Origin of the sequence: Escherichia sp. E4742, from assembly GCF_005843885.1 — a bacterium.
GTDB lineage: Bacteria > Pseudomonadota > Gammaproteobacteria > Enterobacterales > Enterobacteriaceae > Escherichia.
The window spans coordinates 2,018,756-2,034,213 of record NZ_CP040443.1 but is presented as its reverse complement, the minus strand read 5'-3'; the positions used below and the strand labels follow the sequence as shown (position 1 = coordinate 2,034,213).

At 52.6% G+C, this 15,458-nt stretch carries 13 protein-coding genes, 3 tRNA genes and 2 rRNA genes; 15 read left to right on the top strand and 3 right to left on the bottom strand.

What is annotated here, in order from left to right:
* The first annotated feature begins 56 nt into the window (after positions 1-56).
* From FEM44_RS09890 to FEM44_RS09870, 5 genes are all read left to right on the top strand, one after another.
* Positions 57-132: transfer RNA gene (locus tag FEM44_RS09890), tRNA-Glu, on the top strand.
* 191 nt (positions 133-323) lie between these two features.
* Positions 324-3,225: ribosomal RNA gene (locus tag FEM44_RS09885) — 23S ribosomal RNA — on the top strand.
* 101 nt (positions 3,226-3,326) lie between these two features.
* Positions 3,327-3,442 (top strand): 5S ribosomal RNA (rrf, locus tag FEM44_RS09880).
* A 54-nt stretch (positions 3,443-3,496) separates the two neighbouring features.
* A tRNA-Asp gene (locus FEM44_RS09875) sits at positions 3,497-3,573 on the top strand.
* An 8-nt stretch (positions 3,574-3,581) separates the two neighbouring features.
* Positions 3,582-3,657 (top strand) — tRNA-Trp (locus FEM44_RS09870).
* Positions 3,658-3,752: 95 nt separating this feature from the next.
* On the opposite strand, the gene hdfR is transcribed toward FEM44_RS09870, so the two are convergent.
* Positions 3,753-4,592 (bottom strand): HTH-type transcriptional regulator HdfR, encoded by an 840-nt coding sequence (gene hdfR, locus FEM44_RS09865; RefSeq protein WP_130209370.1) that lies wholly within the window; start codon positions 4,590-4,592, stop codon positions 3,753-3,755.
* A gap of 118 nt (positions 4,593-4,710) precedes the next feature.
* Between hdfR and maoP the strand changes: the two genes are divergently transcribed.
* Entirely contained in the window at positions 4,711-5,049 is a 339-nt protein-coding gene (maoP, locus tag FEM44_RS09860; protein WP_000841001.1) for a macrodomain Ori organization protein MaoP, read from the top strand.
* A gap of 24 nt (positions 5,050-5,073) precedes the next feature.
* Here the strand turns inward: maoP and FEM44_RS09855 are convergent, their stop codons facing one another.
* On the bottom strand, positions 5,074-6,594 hold the full coding sequence (locus tag FEM44_RS09855; RefSeq protein ID WP_135523376.1) for a YifB family Mg chelatase-like AAA ATPase: 1,521 nt from the start codon (positions 6,592-6,594) through the stop codon (positions 5,074-5,076).
* A gap of 350 nt (positions 6,595-6,944) precedes the next feature.
* On the opposite strand from FEM44_RS09855, the gene ilvL reads away from it, so the two are divergent.
* The 9 genes from ilvL to FEM44_RS09810 all read left to right on the top strand — a co-directional run bounded on the left by ilvL (position 6,945) and on the right by FEM44_RS09810 (position 14,462).
* On the top strand, positions 6,945-7,043 hold the full coding sequence (gene ilvL, locus FEM44_RS09850) for an ilv operon leader peptide (RefSeq protein WP_024149608.1): 99 nt from the start codon (positions 6,945-6,947) through the stop codon (positions 7,041-7,043).
* Between the two features lie 86 nt (positions 7,044-7,129).
* Complete coding sequence (ilvX, locus tag FEM44_RS09845; protein ID WP_001387183.1) at positions 7,130-7,180, top strand: peptide IlvX; 51 nt, start codon at positions 7,130-7,132, stop codon at positions 7,178-7,180.
* Between the two features lie 2 nt (positions 7,181-7,182).
* Positions 7,183-8,829, top strand: coding sequence for an acetolactate synthase 2 catalytic subunit (gene ilvG, locus FEM44_RS09840; protein ID WP_135523377.1), 1,647 nt, complete (start codon positions 7,183-7,185; stop codon positions 8,827-8,829).
* Positions 8,826-9,089, top strand: a complete 264-nt coding sequence (gene ilvM, locus FEM44_RS09835; protein ID WP_000983255.1) for an acetolactate synthase 2 small subunit — start codon at positions 8,826-8,828, stop codon at positions 9,087-9,089. Before ilvG ends, ilvM begins: the two co-directional genes overlap by 4 nt.
* A gap of 19 nt (positions 9,090-9,108) precedes the next feature.
* On the top strand, positions 9,109-10,038 hold the full coding sequence (ilvE, locus tag FEM44_RS09830) for a branched-chain-amino-acid transaminase (RefSeq protein ID WP_000208520.1): 930 nt from the start codon (positions 9,109-9,111) through the stop codon (positions 10,036-10,038).
* A 64-nt stretch (positions 10,039-10,102) separates the two neighbouring features.
* Positions 10,103-11,953: a dihydroxy-acid dehydratase gene (ilvD, locus tag FEM44_RS09825; protein WP_135523378.1), complete on the top strand. Its 1,851-nt coding sequence runs from the start codon at positions 10,103-10,105 to the stop codon at positions 11,951-11,953.
* Between the two features lie 2 nt (positions 11,954-11,955).
* Positions 11,956-13,500 carry a threonine ammonia-lyase, biosynthetic gene (gene ilvA / locus FEM44_RS09820; protein ID WP_135523427.1) on the top strand — a complete coding sequence of 515 codons (1,545 nt, stop codon included), beginning with the start codon at positions 11,956-11,958 and terminating at the stop codon, positions 13,498-13,500.
* Between the two features lie 306 nt (positions 13,501-13,806).
* Complete coding sequence (locus FEM44_RS09815; protein WP_165383357.1) at positions 13,807-14,124, top strand: type II toxin-antitoxin system RelE/ParE family toxin; 318 nt, start codon at positions 13,807-13,809, stop codon at positions 14,122-14,124.
* The gene (locus tag FEM44_RS09810; RefSeq protein ID WP_135523380.1) at positions 14,121-14,462 is read left to right on the top strand and encodes a helix-turn-helix domain-containing protein; all 342 of its coding nucleotides are present in this window, start codon (positions 14,121-14,123) and stop codon (positions 14,460-14,462) included. Before FEM44_RS09815 ends, FEM44_RS09810 begins: the two co-directional genes overlap by 4 nt.
* Before the next feature lie 2 nt (positions 14,463-14,464).
* Here FEM44_RS09810 and ilvY read toward each other — a convergent pair whose 3' ends face one another.
* Positions 14,465-15,352: an HTH-type transcriptional activator IlvY gene (ilvY, locus tag FEM44_RS09805; protein ID WP_135523381.1), complete on the bottom strand. Its 888-nt coding sequence runs from the start codon at positions 15,350-15,352 to the stop codon at positions 14,465-14,467.
* Positions 15,353-15,458 lie beyond the last annotated feature (106 nt).

Sequence of the window (15,458 nt, the reverse complement as noted above, 5' to 3'; positions counted from 1 at the left end):
CACAGATTGTCTGATAGAAAGTAAAAAGCAAGGCGTCTTGCGAAGCAGACTGATACGTCCCCTTCGTCTAGAGGCCCAGGACACCGCCCTTTCACGGCGGTAACAGGGGTTCGAATCCCCTAGGGGACGCCACTTGCTGGTTTGTGAGTGAAAGTCGCCGACCTCTGTATCTCAAAACTCACTTACGAGTGATGTTTGAGATATTTGCTCTTTAAAAATCTGGATCAAGCTGAAAATTGAAACACTGAACAACGAAAGTTGTTCGTGAGTCTCTCAAATTTTCGCAACACGATGGTGTTTTACGAAACATCTTCGGGTTGTGAGGTTAAGCGACTAAGCGTACACGGTGGATGCCCTGGCAGTCAGAGGCGATGAAGGACGTGCTAATCTGCGATAAGCGTCGGTAAGGTGATATGAACCGTTATAACCGGCGATTTCCGAATGGGGAAACCCAGTGTGTTTCGACACACTATCATTAACTGAATCCATAGGTTAATGAGGCGAACCGGGGGAACTGAAACATCTAAGTACCCCGAGGAAAAGAAATCAACCGAGATTCCCCCAGTAGCGGCGAGCGAACGGGGAGCAGCCCAGAGCCTGAATCAGTGTGTGTGTTAGTGGAAGCGTCTGGAAAGGCGCGCGATACAGGGTGACAGCCCCGTACACAAAAATGCACATGCTGTGAGCTCGATGAGTAGGGCGGGACACGTGGTATCCTGTCTGAATATGGGGGGACCATCCTCCAAGGCTAAATACTCCTGACTGACCGATAGTGAACCAGTACCGTGAGGGAAAGGCGAAAAGAACCCCGGCGAGGGGAGTGAAAAAGAACCTGAAACCGTGTACGTACAAGCAGTGGGAGCCTCTTTATGGGGTGACTGCGTACCTTTTGTATAATGGGTCAGCGACTTATATTCTGTAGCAAGGTTAACCGAATAGGGGAGCCGAAGGGAAACCGAGTCTTAACTGGGCGTTAAGTTGCAGGGTATAGACCCGAAACCCGGTGATCTAGCCATGGGCAGGTTGAAGGTTGGGTAACACTAACTGGAGGACCGAACCGACTAATGTTGAAAAATTAGCGGATGACTTGTGGCTGGGGGTGAAAGGCCAATCAAACCGGGAGATAGCTGGTTCTCCCCGAAAGCTATTTAGGTAGCGCCTCGTGAATTCATCTCCGGGGGTAGAGCACTGTTTCGGCAAGGGGGTCATCCCGACTTACCAACCCGATGCAAACTGCGAATACCGGAGAATGTTATCACGGGAGACACACGGCGGGTGCTAACGTCCGTCGTGAAGAGGGAAACAACCCAGACCGCCAGCTAAGGTCCCAAAGTCATGGTTAAGTGGGAAACGATGTGGGAAGGCCCAGACAGCCAGGATGTTGGCTTAGAAGCAGCCATCATTTAAAGAAAGCGTAATAGCTCACTGGTCGAGTCGGCCTGCGCGGAAGATGTAACGGGGCTAAACCATGCACCGAAGCTGCGGCAGCGACACTATGTGTTGTTGGGTAGGGGAGCGTTCTGTAAGCCTGCGAAGGTGTGCTGTGAGGCATGCTGGAGGTATCAGAAGTGCGAATGCTGACATAAGTAACGATAAAGCGGGTGAAAAGCCCGCTCGCCGGAAGACCAAGGGTTCCTGTCCAACGTTAATCGGGGCAGGGTGAGTCGACCCCTAAGGCGAGGCCGAAAGGCGTAGTCGATGGGAAACAGGTTAATATTCCTGTACTTGGTGTTACTGCGAAGGGGGGACGGAGAAGGCTATGTTGGCCGGGCGACGGTTGTCCCGGTTTAAGCGTGTAGGCTGATTTTCCAGGCAAATCCGGAAAATCAAGGCTGAGGCGTGATGACGAGGCACTACGGTGCTGAAGCAACAAATGCCCTGCTTCCAGGAAAAGCCTCTAAGCATCAGGTAACATCAAATCGTACCCCAAACCGACACAGGTGGTCAGGTAGAGAATACCAAGGCGCTTGAGAGAACTCGGGTGAAGGAACTAGGCAAAATGGTGCCGTAACTTCGGGAGAAGGCACGCTGATATGTAGGTGAAGCGACTTGCTCGTGGAGCTGAAATCAGTCGAAGATACCAGCTGGCTGCAACTGTTTATTAAAAACACAGCACTGTGCAAACACGAAAGTGGACGTATACGGTGTGACGCCTGCCCGGTGCCGGAAGGTTAATTGATGGGGTCAGCGCAAGCGAAGCTCTTGATCGAAGCCCCGGTAAACGGCGGCCGTAACTATAACGGTCCTAAGGTAGCGAAATTCCTTGTCGGGTAAGTTCCGACCTGCACGAATGGCGTAATGATGGCCAGGCTGTCTCCACCCGAGACTCAGTGAAATTGAACTCGCTGTGAAGATGCAGTGTACCCGCGGCAAGACGGAAAGACCCCGTGAACCTTTACTATAGCTTGACACTGAACATTGAGCCTTGATGTGTAGGATAGGTGGGAGGCTTTGAAGTGTGGACGCCAGTCTGCGTGGAGCCGACCTTGAAATACCACCCTTTAATGTTTGATGTTCTAACGTAGACCCGTGATCCGGGTTGCGGACAGTGTCTGGTGGGTAGTTTGACTGGGGCGGTCTCCTCCTAAAGAGTAACGGAGGAGCACGAAGGTTGGCTAATCCTGGTCGGACATCAGGAGGTTAGTGCAATGGCATAAGCCAGCTTGACTGCGAGCGTGACGGCGCGAGCAGGTGCGAAAGCAGGTCATAGTGATCCGGTGGTTCTGAATGGAAGGGCCATCGCTCAACGGATAAAAGGTACTCCGGGGATAACAGGCTGATACCGCCCAAGAGTTCATATCGACGGCGGTGTTTGGCACCTCGATGTCGGCTCATCACATCCTGGGGCTGAAGTAGGTCCCAAGGGTATGGCTGTTCGCCATTTAAAGTGGTACGCGAGCTGGGTTTAGAACGTCGTGAGACAGTTCGGTCCCTATCTGCCGTGGGCGCTGGAGAACTGAGGGGGGCTGCTCCTAGTACGAGAGGACCGGAGTGGACGCATCACTGGTGTTCGGGTTGTCATGCCAATGGCACTGCCCGGTAGCTAAATGCGGAAGAGATAAGTGCTGAAAGCATCTAAGCACGAAACTTGCCCCGAGATGAGTTCTCCCTGACTCCTTGAGAGTCCTGAAGGAACGTTGAAGACGACGACGTTGATAGGCCGGGTGTGTAAGCGCAGCGATGCGTTGAGCTAACCGGTACTAATGAACCGTGAGGCTTAACCTTACAACGCCGAAGATGTTTTGGCGGATTGAGAGAAAGATTTTCAGCCTGATACAGATTACATCGACATGTCGAAGAAAGACGTGTTGATAAAACAGAATTTGCCTGGCGGCCTTAGCGCGGTGGTCCCACCTGACCCCATGCCGAACTCAGAAGTGAAACGCCGTAGCGCCGATGGTAGTGTGGGGTCTCCCCATGCGAGAGTAGGGAACTGCCAGGCATCAAATTAAGCAGTAAGCCGGTCATAAAACCGGTGGTTGTAAAAGAATTCGGTGGAGCGGTAGTTCAGTCGGTTAGAATACCTGCCTGTCACGCAGGGGGTCGCGGGTTCGAGTCCCGTCCGTTCCGCCACCCTAATTAGGGGCGTAGTTCAATTGGTAGAGCACCGGTCTCCAAAACCGGGTGTTGGGAGTTCGAGTCTCTCCGCCCCTGCCAGAAATCATCCTTAGCGAAAGCTAAGGATTTTTTTTATCTGAAATAACCCTCTCCGAAGTAAATCCTTCCATCGGCATCCTTGCCGGCTATTTTGATTAATACACTTCATCCAGTACGTTAATTTTCAATAGATCTCGAATCAGCGCGTGTTTGTCGCTATTTTGCAGCCATATGGCATAGAGCGGCCGTGAAAGTGTTGTACTGTCGACAACAGTATGCAAACCGCCTTTTTTGCGCGCCCAACTTACCGGTAGCCAGGTGCAGCCATTAAGCATTTCAATCTGTTGTTGTGCCAGTTCAGCAGAACTGGTTGTCAGGATTGGAACTTCATCAGCACCGATCAAACCTGTCTCATGCTGTTGAAAATCCGGCCCCCATTCCAGACGCAGATAGTTAAGATCACCCTTTAACTTAGAGGGGGCGCTGGCATAGAGCGCTAAAGTGAAATGTCCCAACAACTGGCTACTAAATTCGTCCATTTTGGGCGCTTCAGTGGTAATAAGAAGATCAAGTTGACGTTCATGTAGCTGTTTTACCAGAGACTGTCGTTGGGCAATCCGCGCTTCAAATTGCAGACCTGTGTGGGCATCCTGATTCTGATACAAGCGCCCCAGCCACTGATTAAGCATACACTCCCACAGCGAGGCGCTGGCACCGATAGAAAACTCATTATGTCGTGAGGTATGCGCCACCTCCTTGCGGGCGGCCTGCCAGGTGCTCATTAGCGTTTCTGCATAAGGCAGAAGCTTTTCTCCGGCAGCGGTTAAACGGATATTGTTTCTGTGGCGGGTGAAAAGATTCACACCCAATTGATTTTCCAGTTGTCTGATTCGAAAGCTCACGGCTGATTGGGTCAGATAGAGCGATTCAGCCGCTCGACCAAAGTGACGCGTTCGGCTAACTTCCAGGAAAGTTTTTAACAATTCCGTATCCACAGTGCTCTCCGCAAAATTATTTGTCGTTATGATTTAAATGTTTTGTTTTACACTCTGTCAAGCGTAACTAATACTCCGCGCCATAACTAGCTCGGTCAAAGAATTAGGAGCGTGCAGGATGGCGGAAAGCTTTACGACGACTAATCGATATTTCGACAATAAACATTATCCACGTGGATTCTCTCGTCATGGTGATTTCACCATCAAAGAGGCACAACTGCTTGAGCGTCATGGTTATGCCTTCAATGAGCTGGATCTCGGCAAACGCGAGCCGGTTACCGAGGAAGAGAAACTCTTCGTAGCAGTATGCCGTGGCGAACGTGAGCCAGTGACAGAAGCAGAACGCGTGTGGTCCAAGTATATGACGCGTATTAAGCGTCCAAAACGTTTTCATACCCTTTCCGGCGGTAAACCGCAGGTTGAAGGAGCTGAAGACTACACCGATTCCGACGATTAATAAAAAGGGCGAAATGCCCTTTTTTTATGTCAGCAGTTTTTGCAAATGGATGAGCAAGCGGTCGATCGCACGATAGCTAACTGCCTCCTGCAAATGCTGCCGTGTGATAATGTCAGATTGATCAATATCAGCAATGGTTCGTGCAACTTTCAGTAACCTCTGCCAGGCACGAATCGATAACCCCAGATGGATCAGCGTTTCTTCCAGCCACTGCGCATCTGCGCTCTCAAGCTTGCAGAATTGCCGTATTTCCGGGCTATCCAGCCAGGCATTCAGTTTATTCTGCCGCTTAAATTGGCGCTCTCTGGCGGCCATTACACGTTGTTTAACGGTGGCGCTGCTTTCTCCCGGCACTATCGTTTTACTCAAAATGCCGGGGGGCGGTAATGGGATCTCCAGTGAGAGATCGAAGCGGTCAAGAAAGGGACCAGAGAGTCGGTTGAGATAACGCAGTGTTTGCTCTGGTGTGCAGCGGTTATGGTTTCCCTGATAATGTCCGGTAGGGCTGGGATTCATCGCTGCAACAAGCTGGAAACGGGCCGGATAGGTTATTTTGGCCCGCGTGCGTGAAAGATGGATCTGTCCAGACTCAATGGGTTCCCGCAAGGCATCCAATGTACGCCGTTCAAATTCAGGTAGCTCATCAAGAAAAAGCACGCCGTTATGCGCCAGCGAAATTTCACCTGGCCCAGGAATTGCGCCACCGCCCACCATCGCAGTTAACGACGCACTGTGATGCGGTGAGCGGAACGGGCGCTGCCGCCATTGTTTTTGCACTGACTCGGCATTCACCAGGCTTAATATTGCGGCACTTTCCAGAGCTTCTTCATTACTTAAATCTGGCAACAGGCCATTAATACGGCTGGCGAGCATTGTTTTACCTGTTCCTGGTGGGCCAATCAGTAAAAGGTTGTGGCCCCCTGCGGCGGTAATTTCCAGCCCTCGCTTTCCTTGCTCCTGACCGACAACATCGCTGAGATCATTTTGTAGCGCGCGGGATACTGCATCAGTTGGTTTCGGGCGTTCGAGAGCATGCTTACCTTCCAGAAACGCACAGACAGCCTGCAGATGATCGGCTATCAAGCATCCTTCACCGTTAATTAGCCCCACTTCATCTTCGTTATCTTTCGCGACGATAATTTTTCTGCCCGACTTAATGGCTTCAGTTGCACTGGAGATTGCGCCAGGAACGCCGCGCAGAGCGCCTGTAAGCGCCAGTTCCCCGACTAATTCATATTCATGCAACTTATTGGCTGTAAGCTGTTCAGAGGCTGCCAGCAAAGCAATAGCGATAGGTAAATCATATCGCCCTCCTTCTTTCGGCAGGTCGGCTGGTGCAAGGTTAATGGTGATTTTTTTCGCCGGATATTCATATCCGCTATTGATAATGGCGCTGCGCACGCGATCGCGTGCTTCTTTTACCGTTGTTTCTGGTAAGCCCACCATCGTTAATCCTGGTAGACCTTTACTGATATGAACCTCAACAGTGATCGGGGGAGCGTTTACTCCCAGAGCCGCACGAGTATGAACAATTGACAGTGACATAAGCCCTCCTTGAGCCACCATTATGTGCATAAGAGATCACTGCTGTAGTCTGCCAGATTGCGTTAATTAGCGGCTGATTCCCGTTTATTTATGCAACGTGATCTGAGTTGTATGAGTGATGGAATAACTCTCGCAAAAATGAGAAGTAAAAAAATTAGCCTCTGGGCGAGGACAAGAAACATACGGAAATTGAATTTTTTTCACTCACCTTTTTTTATATAAAAAACAATGGTTTTTATCGAAATGATTGGGAATACAACAAAACGTGATTAAAAAATATCTTGTGCCATTCGCAAAATCTATGGTAACTCTTTAGGCATTCCTTCGAACAAGATGCAAGAAAAGACAAAATGACAGCCCTTCTACAAGTGATTAGCCTAGTCGTGATTAGCGTGGTGGTGATTATTATCCCACCGTGCGGGGCTGCACTTGGACGAGGAAAGGCTTAGAGATCAAGCCTTAACGAACTAAGACCCCCGCACCGAAAGGTCCGGGGGTTTTTTTTGACCTTAAAAACATAACCGAGGAGCAGACAATGAATAACAGCACAAAATTCTGTTTCTCAAGATTCAGAACGGGGAACTAACTATGAATGGCGCACAGTGGGTGGTACATGCGTTGCGGGCACAGGGTGTGAATACCGTTTTCGGTTATCCGGGTGGCGCAATTATGCCGGTTTACGATGCATTGTATGACGGCGGCGTGGAGCACTTGCTGTGCCGACATGAGCAGGGAGCGGCAATGGCGGCTATCGGCTATGCCCGTGCTACTGGCAAAACTGGCGTATGTATCGCCACGTCTGGTCCGGGCGCAACCAACCTGATAACCGGGCTTGCGGACGCGCTGTTAGATTCCATCCCTGTCGTTGCCATCACCGGTCAGGTGTCCGCACCGTTCATCGGTACCGACGCATTTCAGGAAGTGGATGTCCTGGGATTGTCATTAGCCTGTACCAAACACAGCTTCCTGGTACAGTCGCTGGAAGAGTTGCCGCGCATCATGGCCGAAGCGTTTGAGGTTGCCAGCTCAGGTCGTCCTGGTCCAGTTCTGGTCGATATCCCAAAAGATATCCAGTTAGCCAGCGGCGATCTGGAACCGTGGTTCACCACCGTTGAAAACGAAGTGACTTTCCCACATGCCGAAATCGAGCAAGCGCGCCAGATGCTGGCAAAAGCGCAAAAACCGATGCTGTACGTTGGCGGTGGCGTGGGCATGGCACAGGCGGTTCTGGCTTTGCGTGAATTTCTCGCTGCCACAAAAATGCCTGCCACCTGTACGCTGAAAGGGCTGGGCGCAGTTGAAGCGGATTATCCGTACTATCTGGGAATGCTGGGAATGCACGGCACCAAAGCGGCGAACTTCGCGGTGCAGGAATGTGATTTACTGATCGCCGTAGGTGCACGTTTTGATGACCGGGTGACCGGCAAGCTGAACACCTTCGCACCGCACGCCAGTGTTATCCATATGGATATCGACCCGGCAGAAATGAACAAGCTGCGTCAGGTGCATGTGGCATTACAGGGTGATTTAAATGCTCTGTTACCAGCATTACAGCAGTCGTTAAATATCAATGACTGGCGGCAATACTGCGCTCAATTGCGTGATGAACATGCCTGGCGTTACGACCATCCCGGTGACGCTATCTACGCGCCGTTGTTGTTAAAACAACTGTCGGATCGTAAACCTGCGGATTGCGTCGTGACCACAGATGTGGGGCAGCACCAGATGTGGGCTGCGCAGCACATCGCCCACACTCGCCCGGAAAATTTCATCACCTCCAGCGGCTTAGGCACCATGGGTTTTGGTTTACCAGCGGCGGTTGGCGCACAAGTCGCGCGACCGAACGATACCGTCGTCTGTATCTCCGGTGACGGCTCTTTCATGATGAATGTGCAAGAGCTGGGCACCGTAAAACGCAAGCAATTACCGTTGAAAATCGTCTTACTCGATAACCAGCGGTTAGGGATGGTTCGACAATGGCAGCAACTGTTTTTCCAGGAACGATACAGCGAAACCACCCTTACCGATAACCCCGATTTCCTCATGTTAGCCAGTGCTTTCGGCATCCCTGGCCAACACATCACCCGTAAAGACCAGGTTGAAGCGGCACTCGACACCATGCTGAACAGTGATGGGCCATACCTGCTTCATGTCTCAATCGACGAACTTGAGAACGTCTGGCCGCTGGTGCCGCCTGGCGCCAGTAATTCAGAAATGTTGGAGAAATTATCATGATGCAACATCAGGTCAATGTATCGGCTCGCTTCAATCCGGAAACCTTAGAACGTGTTTTACGCGTGGTGCGTCATCGTGGTTTCCACGTCTGCTCAATGAATATGGCCGCCGCCAGCGATGCACAAAATATAAATATCGAATTGACCGTTGCCAGCCCTCGGTCGGTCGACTTACTGTTTAGTCAGTTAAATAAACTGGTGGACGTCGCACACGTTGCCATCTGCCAGAGCACAACCACATCACAACAAATCCGCGCCTGAGCGCAAAAGGAATATAAAAATGACCACGAAGAAAGCTGATTACATTTGGTTCAATGGGGAGATGGTTCGCTGGGAAGACGCGAAGGTGCATGTGATGTCGCACGCGCTGCACTATGGCACCTCGGTTTTTGAAGGCATCCGTTGCTACGACTCGCACAAAGGACCGGTTGTATTCCGCCATCGTGAGCATATGCAGCGTCTGCATGACTCCGCCAAAATCTATCGCTTCCCGGTTTCGCAGAGCATTGATGAGCTGATGGAAGCTTGTCGTGACGTGATCCGCAAAAACAATCTCACCAGCGCCTATATCCGTCCGTTGATCTTCGTCGGTGATGTTGGCATGGGCGTAAACCCGCCTGCGGGATACTCAACCGACGTGATTATCGCTGCTTTCCCGTGGGGAGCGTATCTGGGCGCAGAAGCGCTGGAGCAGGGGATCGATGCGATGGTTTCCTCCTGGAACCGCGCAGCACCAAACACCATCCCAACCGCGGCAAAAGCCGGCGGTAACTACCTCTCTTCCCTGCTGGTGGGCAGCGAAGCGCGCCGCCACGGTTATCAGGAAGGTATCGCGCTGGATGTGAACGGTTATATCTCTGAAGGCGCAGGCGAAAACCTGTTTGAAGTGAAAGACGGTGTGCTGTTCACCCCACCGTTCACCTCATCCGCGCTGCCGGGTATTACCCGTGATGCCATCATCAAACTGGCGAAAGAGCTGGGAATTGAAGTGCGTGAGCAGGTGCTGTCGCGCGAATCACTGTACCTGGCGGATGAAGTGTTTATGTCCGGTACGGCGGCTGAAATCACGCCAGTGCGCAGCGTAGACGGTATTCAGGTTGGCGAAGGCCGTTGTGGCCCGGTCACCAAGCGCATCCAGCAAGCCTTCTTCGGCCTCTTCACTGGCGAAACCGAAGATAAATGGGGCTGGTTAGATCAAGTTAATCAATAAATACAAAAAATGGGACGGCACGCACCGTCCCATTTACGAGACAGACTCTGGGAGTAAATAAAGTATGCCTAAGTACCGTTCCGCCACCACCACTCATGGTCGTAATATGGCGGGTGCTCGTGCGCTGTGGCGCGCCACCGGAATGACCGACGCCGATTTCGGTAAGCCGATTATCGCGGTTGTGAACTCGTTCACTCAATTTGTACCGGGTCACGTCCATCTTCGCGATCTCGGTAAACTGGTCGCTGAACAAATTGAAGCGGCTGGCGGCGTTGCCAAAGAATTCAACACCATTGCGGTGGATGATGGGATTGCTATGGGCCACGGGGGGATGCTTTATTCACTGCCGTCTCGCGAGCTGATCGCTGATTCCGTTGAGTATATGGTTAACGCTCACTGCGCCGACGCCATGGTCTGCATCTCTAACTGCGACAAAATCACCCCGGGGATGCTGATGGCCTCCCTGCGATTAAACATTCCGGTGATCTTTGTTTCCGGCGGCCCGATGGAAGCCGGGAAAACCAAACTGTCCGATCAGTTAATCAAGCTCGATCTGGTTGATGCGATGATCCAGGGCGCAGATCCGAAAGTCTCTGACTCCCAGAGCGATCAGGTTGAACGTTCCGCTTGCCCAACCTGCGGTTCCTGCTCCGGGATGTTCACCGCTAACTCGATGAATTGCCTGACCGAAGCGCTGGGCCTGTCGCAGCCGGGTAATGGCTCGCTGCTGGCAACCCACGCCGACCGTAAGCAACTGTTCCTCAACGCTGGTAAACGCATTGTTGAGCTGACCAAACGTTACTACGAGCAGGATGATGAAAGCGCCCTGCCGCGTAACATCGCCAGCAAAGCGGCGTTTGAAAATGCCATGACGCTGGATATCGCGATGGGCGGCTCTACCAACACGGTACTTCACCTGCTGGCGGCGGCGCAGGAAGCGGAAATCGACTTCACCATGAGTGATATCGATAAGCTTTCCCGCAAGGTTCCGCAGCTGTGTAAAGTTGCGCCGAGCACCCAGAAATACCATATGGAAGATGTTCACCGGGCTGGTGGGGTTATCGGTATTCTTGGCGAACTGGATCGCGCGGGGTTACTGAACCGTGATGTGAAAAACGTACTTGGCCTGACGTTGCCGCAAACGCTGGAACAATACGACGTGATGCTGACCCAGGATGACGCGGTAAAAAATATGTTCCGCGCTGGCCCAGCGGGCATTCGTACTACACAGGCATTCTCGCAGGATTGCCGTTGGGATTCTCTCGATGACGATCGCGCAAACGGCTGTATCCGCTCGCTGGAACATGCCTACAGCAAAGATGGTGGTCTGGCGGTGCTCTATGGTAATTTCGCAGAAAACGGCTGCATCGTTAAAACCGCGGGCGTCGATGACAGCATCCTCAAATTCATCGGCCCGGCGAAAGTGTACGAAAGCCAGGATGACGCGGTTGAAGCGATCCTCGGCGGTAAAGTCGTCGCGGGTGATGTTGTGGTGATCCGCTACGAAGGTCCGAAAGGTGGCCCGGGCATGCAGGAAATGCTCTACCCGACCACCTTCCTGAAATCGATGGGCCTCGGCAAAGCCTGTGCGCTGATCACCGATGGCCGTTTCTCCGGCGGGACTTCCGGCCTCTCCATCGGCCACGTCTCACCGGAAGCGGCAAGCGGCGGCAATATCGCGATCATTGAAGATGGCGACCTGATCGAAATCGACATTCCGAATCGCGGCATTCAGTTGCAACTGAGCGAGCAGGAAATTGCCGCGCGTCGTGAAGCGCAGGAAGCGCGTGGCGACCAGGCCTGGACGCCGAAAAACCGTGAACGCCAGGTTTCCTTTGCCCTGCGCGCTTATGCCAGCCTGGCAACCAGCGCCGACAAAGGCGCGGTGCGCGATAAATCGAAACTGGGGGGTTAATGATGGCAGACTCACAACCCCTGTCCGGTGCTCCGGAAGGTGCCGAATATTTAAGAGCGGTGCTGCGCGCGCCGGTCTACGAAGCGGCGCAGGTCACGCCGCTACAAAAAATGGAAAAGCTCTCGTCGCGTCTTGATAACGTGATTCTGGTGAAACGCGAAGATCGCCAGCCGGTGCACAGCTTTAAGCTGCGCGGCGCATACGCCATGATGGCGGGCCTGACGGAAGAACAGAAAGCGCATGGCGTGATCACCGCCTCGGCGGGTAACCACGCGCAGGGCGTCGCGTTTTCCTCCGCGCGGTTAGGCGTGAAGGCACTGATCGTCATGCCAACCGCCACCGCCGATATCAAAGTTGATGCGGTACGCGGTTTTGGCGGCGAAGTGCTGCTTCATGGCGCGAACTTTGACGAAGCGAAAGCTAAAGCGATCGAACTGTCACAGCAGCAGGGTTTCACCTGGGTGCCGCCGTTCGACCATCCGATGGTGATTGCCGGGCAGGGCACGCTGGCGCTGGAATTGCTCCAGCAGGACGCTCATCTTGACCGCGTATTTGTGCCAGTCGGCGGCGGCGGCCTGGCGGCGGGTGTGGCGGTGCTGATTAAACAGCTGATGCCGCAAATCAAAGTGATCGCCGTAGAAGCGGAAGATTCCGCCTGCCTGAAAGCGGCGCTGGATGCCGGTCATCCGGTTGATTTGCCGCGTGTGGGGCTGTTCGCCGAAGGCGTTGCGGTAAAACGTATAGGCGATGAAACCTTCCGTTTGTGCCAGGAGTATCTTGATGACATCATCACCGTCGACAGCGATGCTATCTGCGCGGCGATGAAAGACCTGTTCGAAGATGTGCGCGCGGTGGCGGAGCCGTCTGGCGCGCTGGCGCTGGCGGGAATGAAAAAATATATCGCCCAGCACAACATTCGCGGCGAACGACTGGCGCATGTACTTTCGGGGGCGAACGTCAATTTCCACGGCCTGCGCTACGTCTCGGAACGCTGCGAACTGGGCGAACAGCGTGAAGCGTTGCTGGCGGTGACTATCCCGGAGGAAAAGGGCAGCTTCCTGAAGTTCTGCCAGTTGCTTGGCGGGCGCTCGGTCACAGAGTTCAACTACCGTTTCGCTGATGCTAAAGATGCCTGCATTTTTGTCGGCGTGCGCTTAAGCCGCGGCCTTGAAGAGCGCAAAGAAATTTTGCAGATGCTCAACGATGGTGGCTACAGCGTGGTTGATCTCTCCGACGACGAAATGGCGAAGCTACACGTGCGCTATATGGTCGGCGGGCGTCCATCGCATCCGTTGCAGGAACGCCTTTACAGCTTCGAATTCCCGGAATCACCGGGCGCGCTGCTGCGCTTCCTCAACACATTAGGCACGCACTGGAATATCTCTTTGTTCCACTATCGTAGTCATGGCACTGATTACGGGCGCGTACTGGCGGCGTTCGAACTTGGCGATCATGAGCCGGATTTCGAAACCCGGCTGAATGAGCTGGGCTACGATTGCCACGACGAAACCAATAACCCGGCGTTCAGGTTCTTTTTAGCGGGTTAACTCAGCGTTTCGGTTTTCAGGCCCACAAAGTAAAGTGGGCCTAATATCCAGATATGATCTTCCCTCAGTTATTGGGCTTTTCTGCCAGTCCGAAGCATCCACTCATTCAATTTTGCGAGACGTTTTCCAGAAGCCGCTCAACCTGCTTGTGGTGAAACTCGGCTCACCATATCTTTAGCACCGCTATTTTTGGTTATTTGTACACCACTATCACTTGCACCAGTCAAAAGCAATGTATAAAATTTTATACACAACGATGTTATGTTACTCACCCGAGCTCTCTCCAATGAAAAAGAAATTCGATGGGTGGGATCTTCTCTGGAGGATCTCCTGGCTTTTCCCATAACGGTACGTAAAGCAGTCGGTTATCAGCTTCACAAAATTCAGTATGGAATTGAACCCGATGACTGGAAACCGTTTTCGGAAATTGGGGCTGGGGTAAATGAAATTCGTATTCGTGACAACAATGGCATCTATCGCGTTATGTATGTTGCGAAGTTCGTAGAAGCGCTCTACGTTTTGCATAGTTTCCAGAAACAGACGCAACAAACCAGTCAGCACGATAAAAACATCGCCAGAACGCGTTATAACCGGGTGGTGCAACAACGGAGAAACAGCCTGTGATTGCCAAAACTGATAGTGATATTCGCCATGTGACGCCATCTGCCGGTAATGTTTTTGCTGATTTGGGGTTTGATAAGCAGGAAGCAGAAAAGCTTTACGCTGATTCCCTGAGTGAAATCGAAAACACGTTAGTCATCAAAGAACAGCTCATGGAAGAAATTACCCTCTGGATTAAGCAAAACCAGATGAAGCAAGCCGAGGTGGCAACCGTTTTACATATATCACGGCCGCGCGTCTCTGATGTCGTCAACAAGAAATGCAGCAAATTCACCATCGATGCTTTGGTGAATATGCTAAGTCGTATTGGGAAGCCCGTTCGGGTAATGGTGGGGCCGTAAAACTAATTAGGCAAAATCTTCCAGAACGCCTCAATCAGCGGCTCATGCAGCCGCTTTTTCTGCGCACACACACCCAGTTCAAACGGCGTTTTCTCATCGCTGCGCTCTAAAATCATCACGCGGTTACGCACCGGTTCCGGGCTGTTTTCCAGCACCACTTCTGGCAACAAGGCCACGCCGCAACCGAGCGCTACCATCGATACCATTGCTTCATGCCCACCAACCGTGGCGTAAATCATCGGGTTACTGATTTTATTGCGCCGAAACCACAGTTCAATGCGGCGGCGTACCGGTCCCTGATCGGCCATGATAAATGGCACTGTAGACCAGTCCGGCTTCTCTGCCGAAACCTGATTACGCACCGGGCACGGTAGGGCAGGCGCGATCAGCACCACCGTCAGATTCTCCAGCATCGAAAACGCCACCGCGCCTGGCAGAGTCTCCGGCTTCCCGGCAATCGCCAAATCAGCTTCGCCAGTGACCACCTTTTCCATTGCGTCCGCCGCATCACCGGTAGTGAGTTTGATCTCCACCGACGGGTGCTCTGCGCGGAAGCGGTCGAGAATCGGCGGCAGATGGCTATAAGCGGCGGTCACCGAGCAGAAAATATGTAACTCGCCAGAGAGCGAGGGCCCTTGCTGATCGATGGTGTGGCGCAATTGCTGATACTGCAACAGCGTTTGCTGGGCGAAAACGCGCAGTTCTTCGCCCCCTTCCGTCAGCGTTACCGTGCGGTTATCGCGCACAAACAGCGGCTGACCGAGATCTTCTTCCAGGCGCTGAATCTGCCGAGAGAGCGTGGACGGGCTAACGTGCATTGCCCGCGCGCTACGGCCAAAATGGCGGCTTTCCGCCAGATGCAGGAAGGTTTTCAGATCGCGTAAATCCAATGGCGCAGCCCTCAATGTTGACGTTGCAGAAATTGCAATGTGACGTTGTGAATATATCAATTTCCGCAATAAATTTCCTGTCATATAGTGAATTCAATCTCGCAAA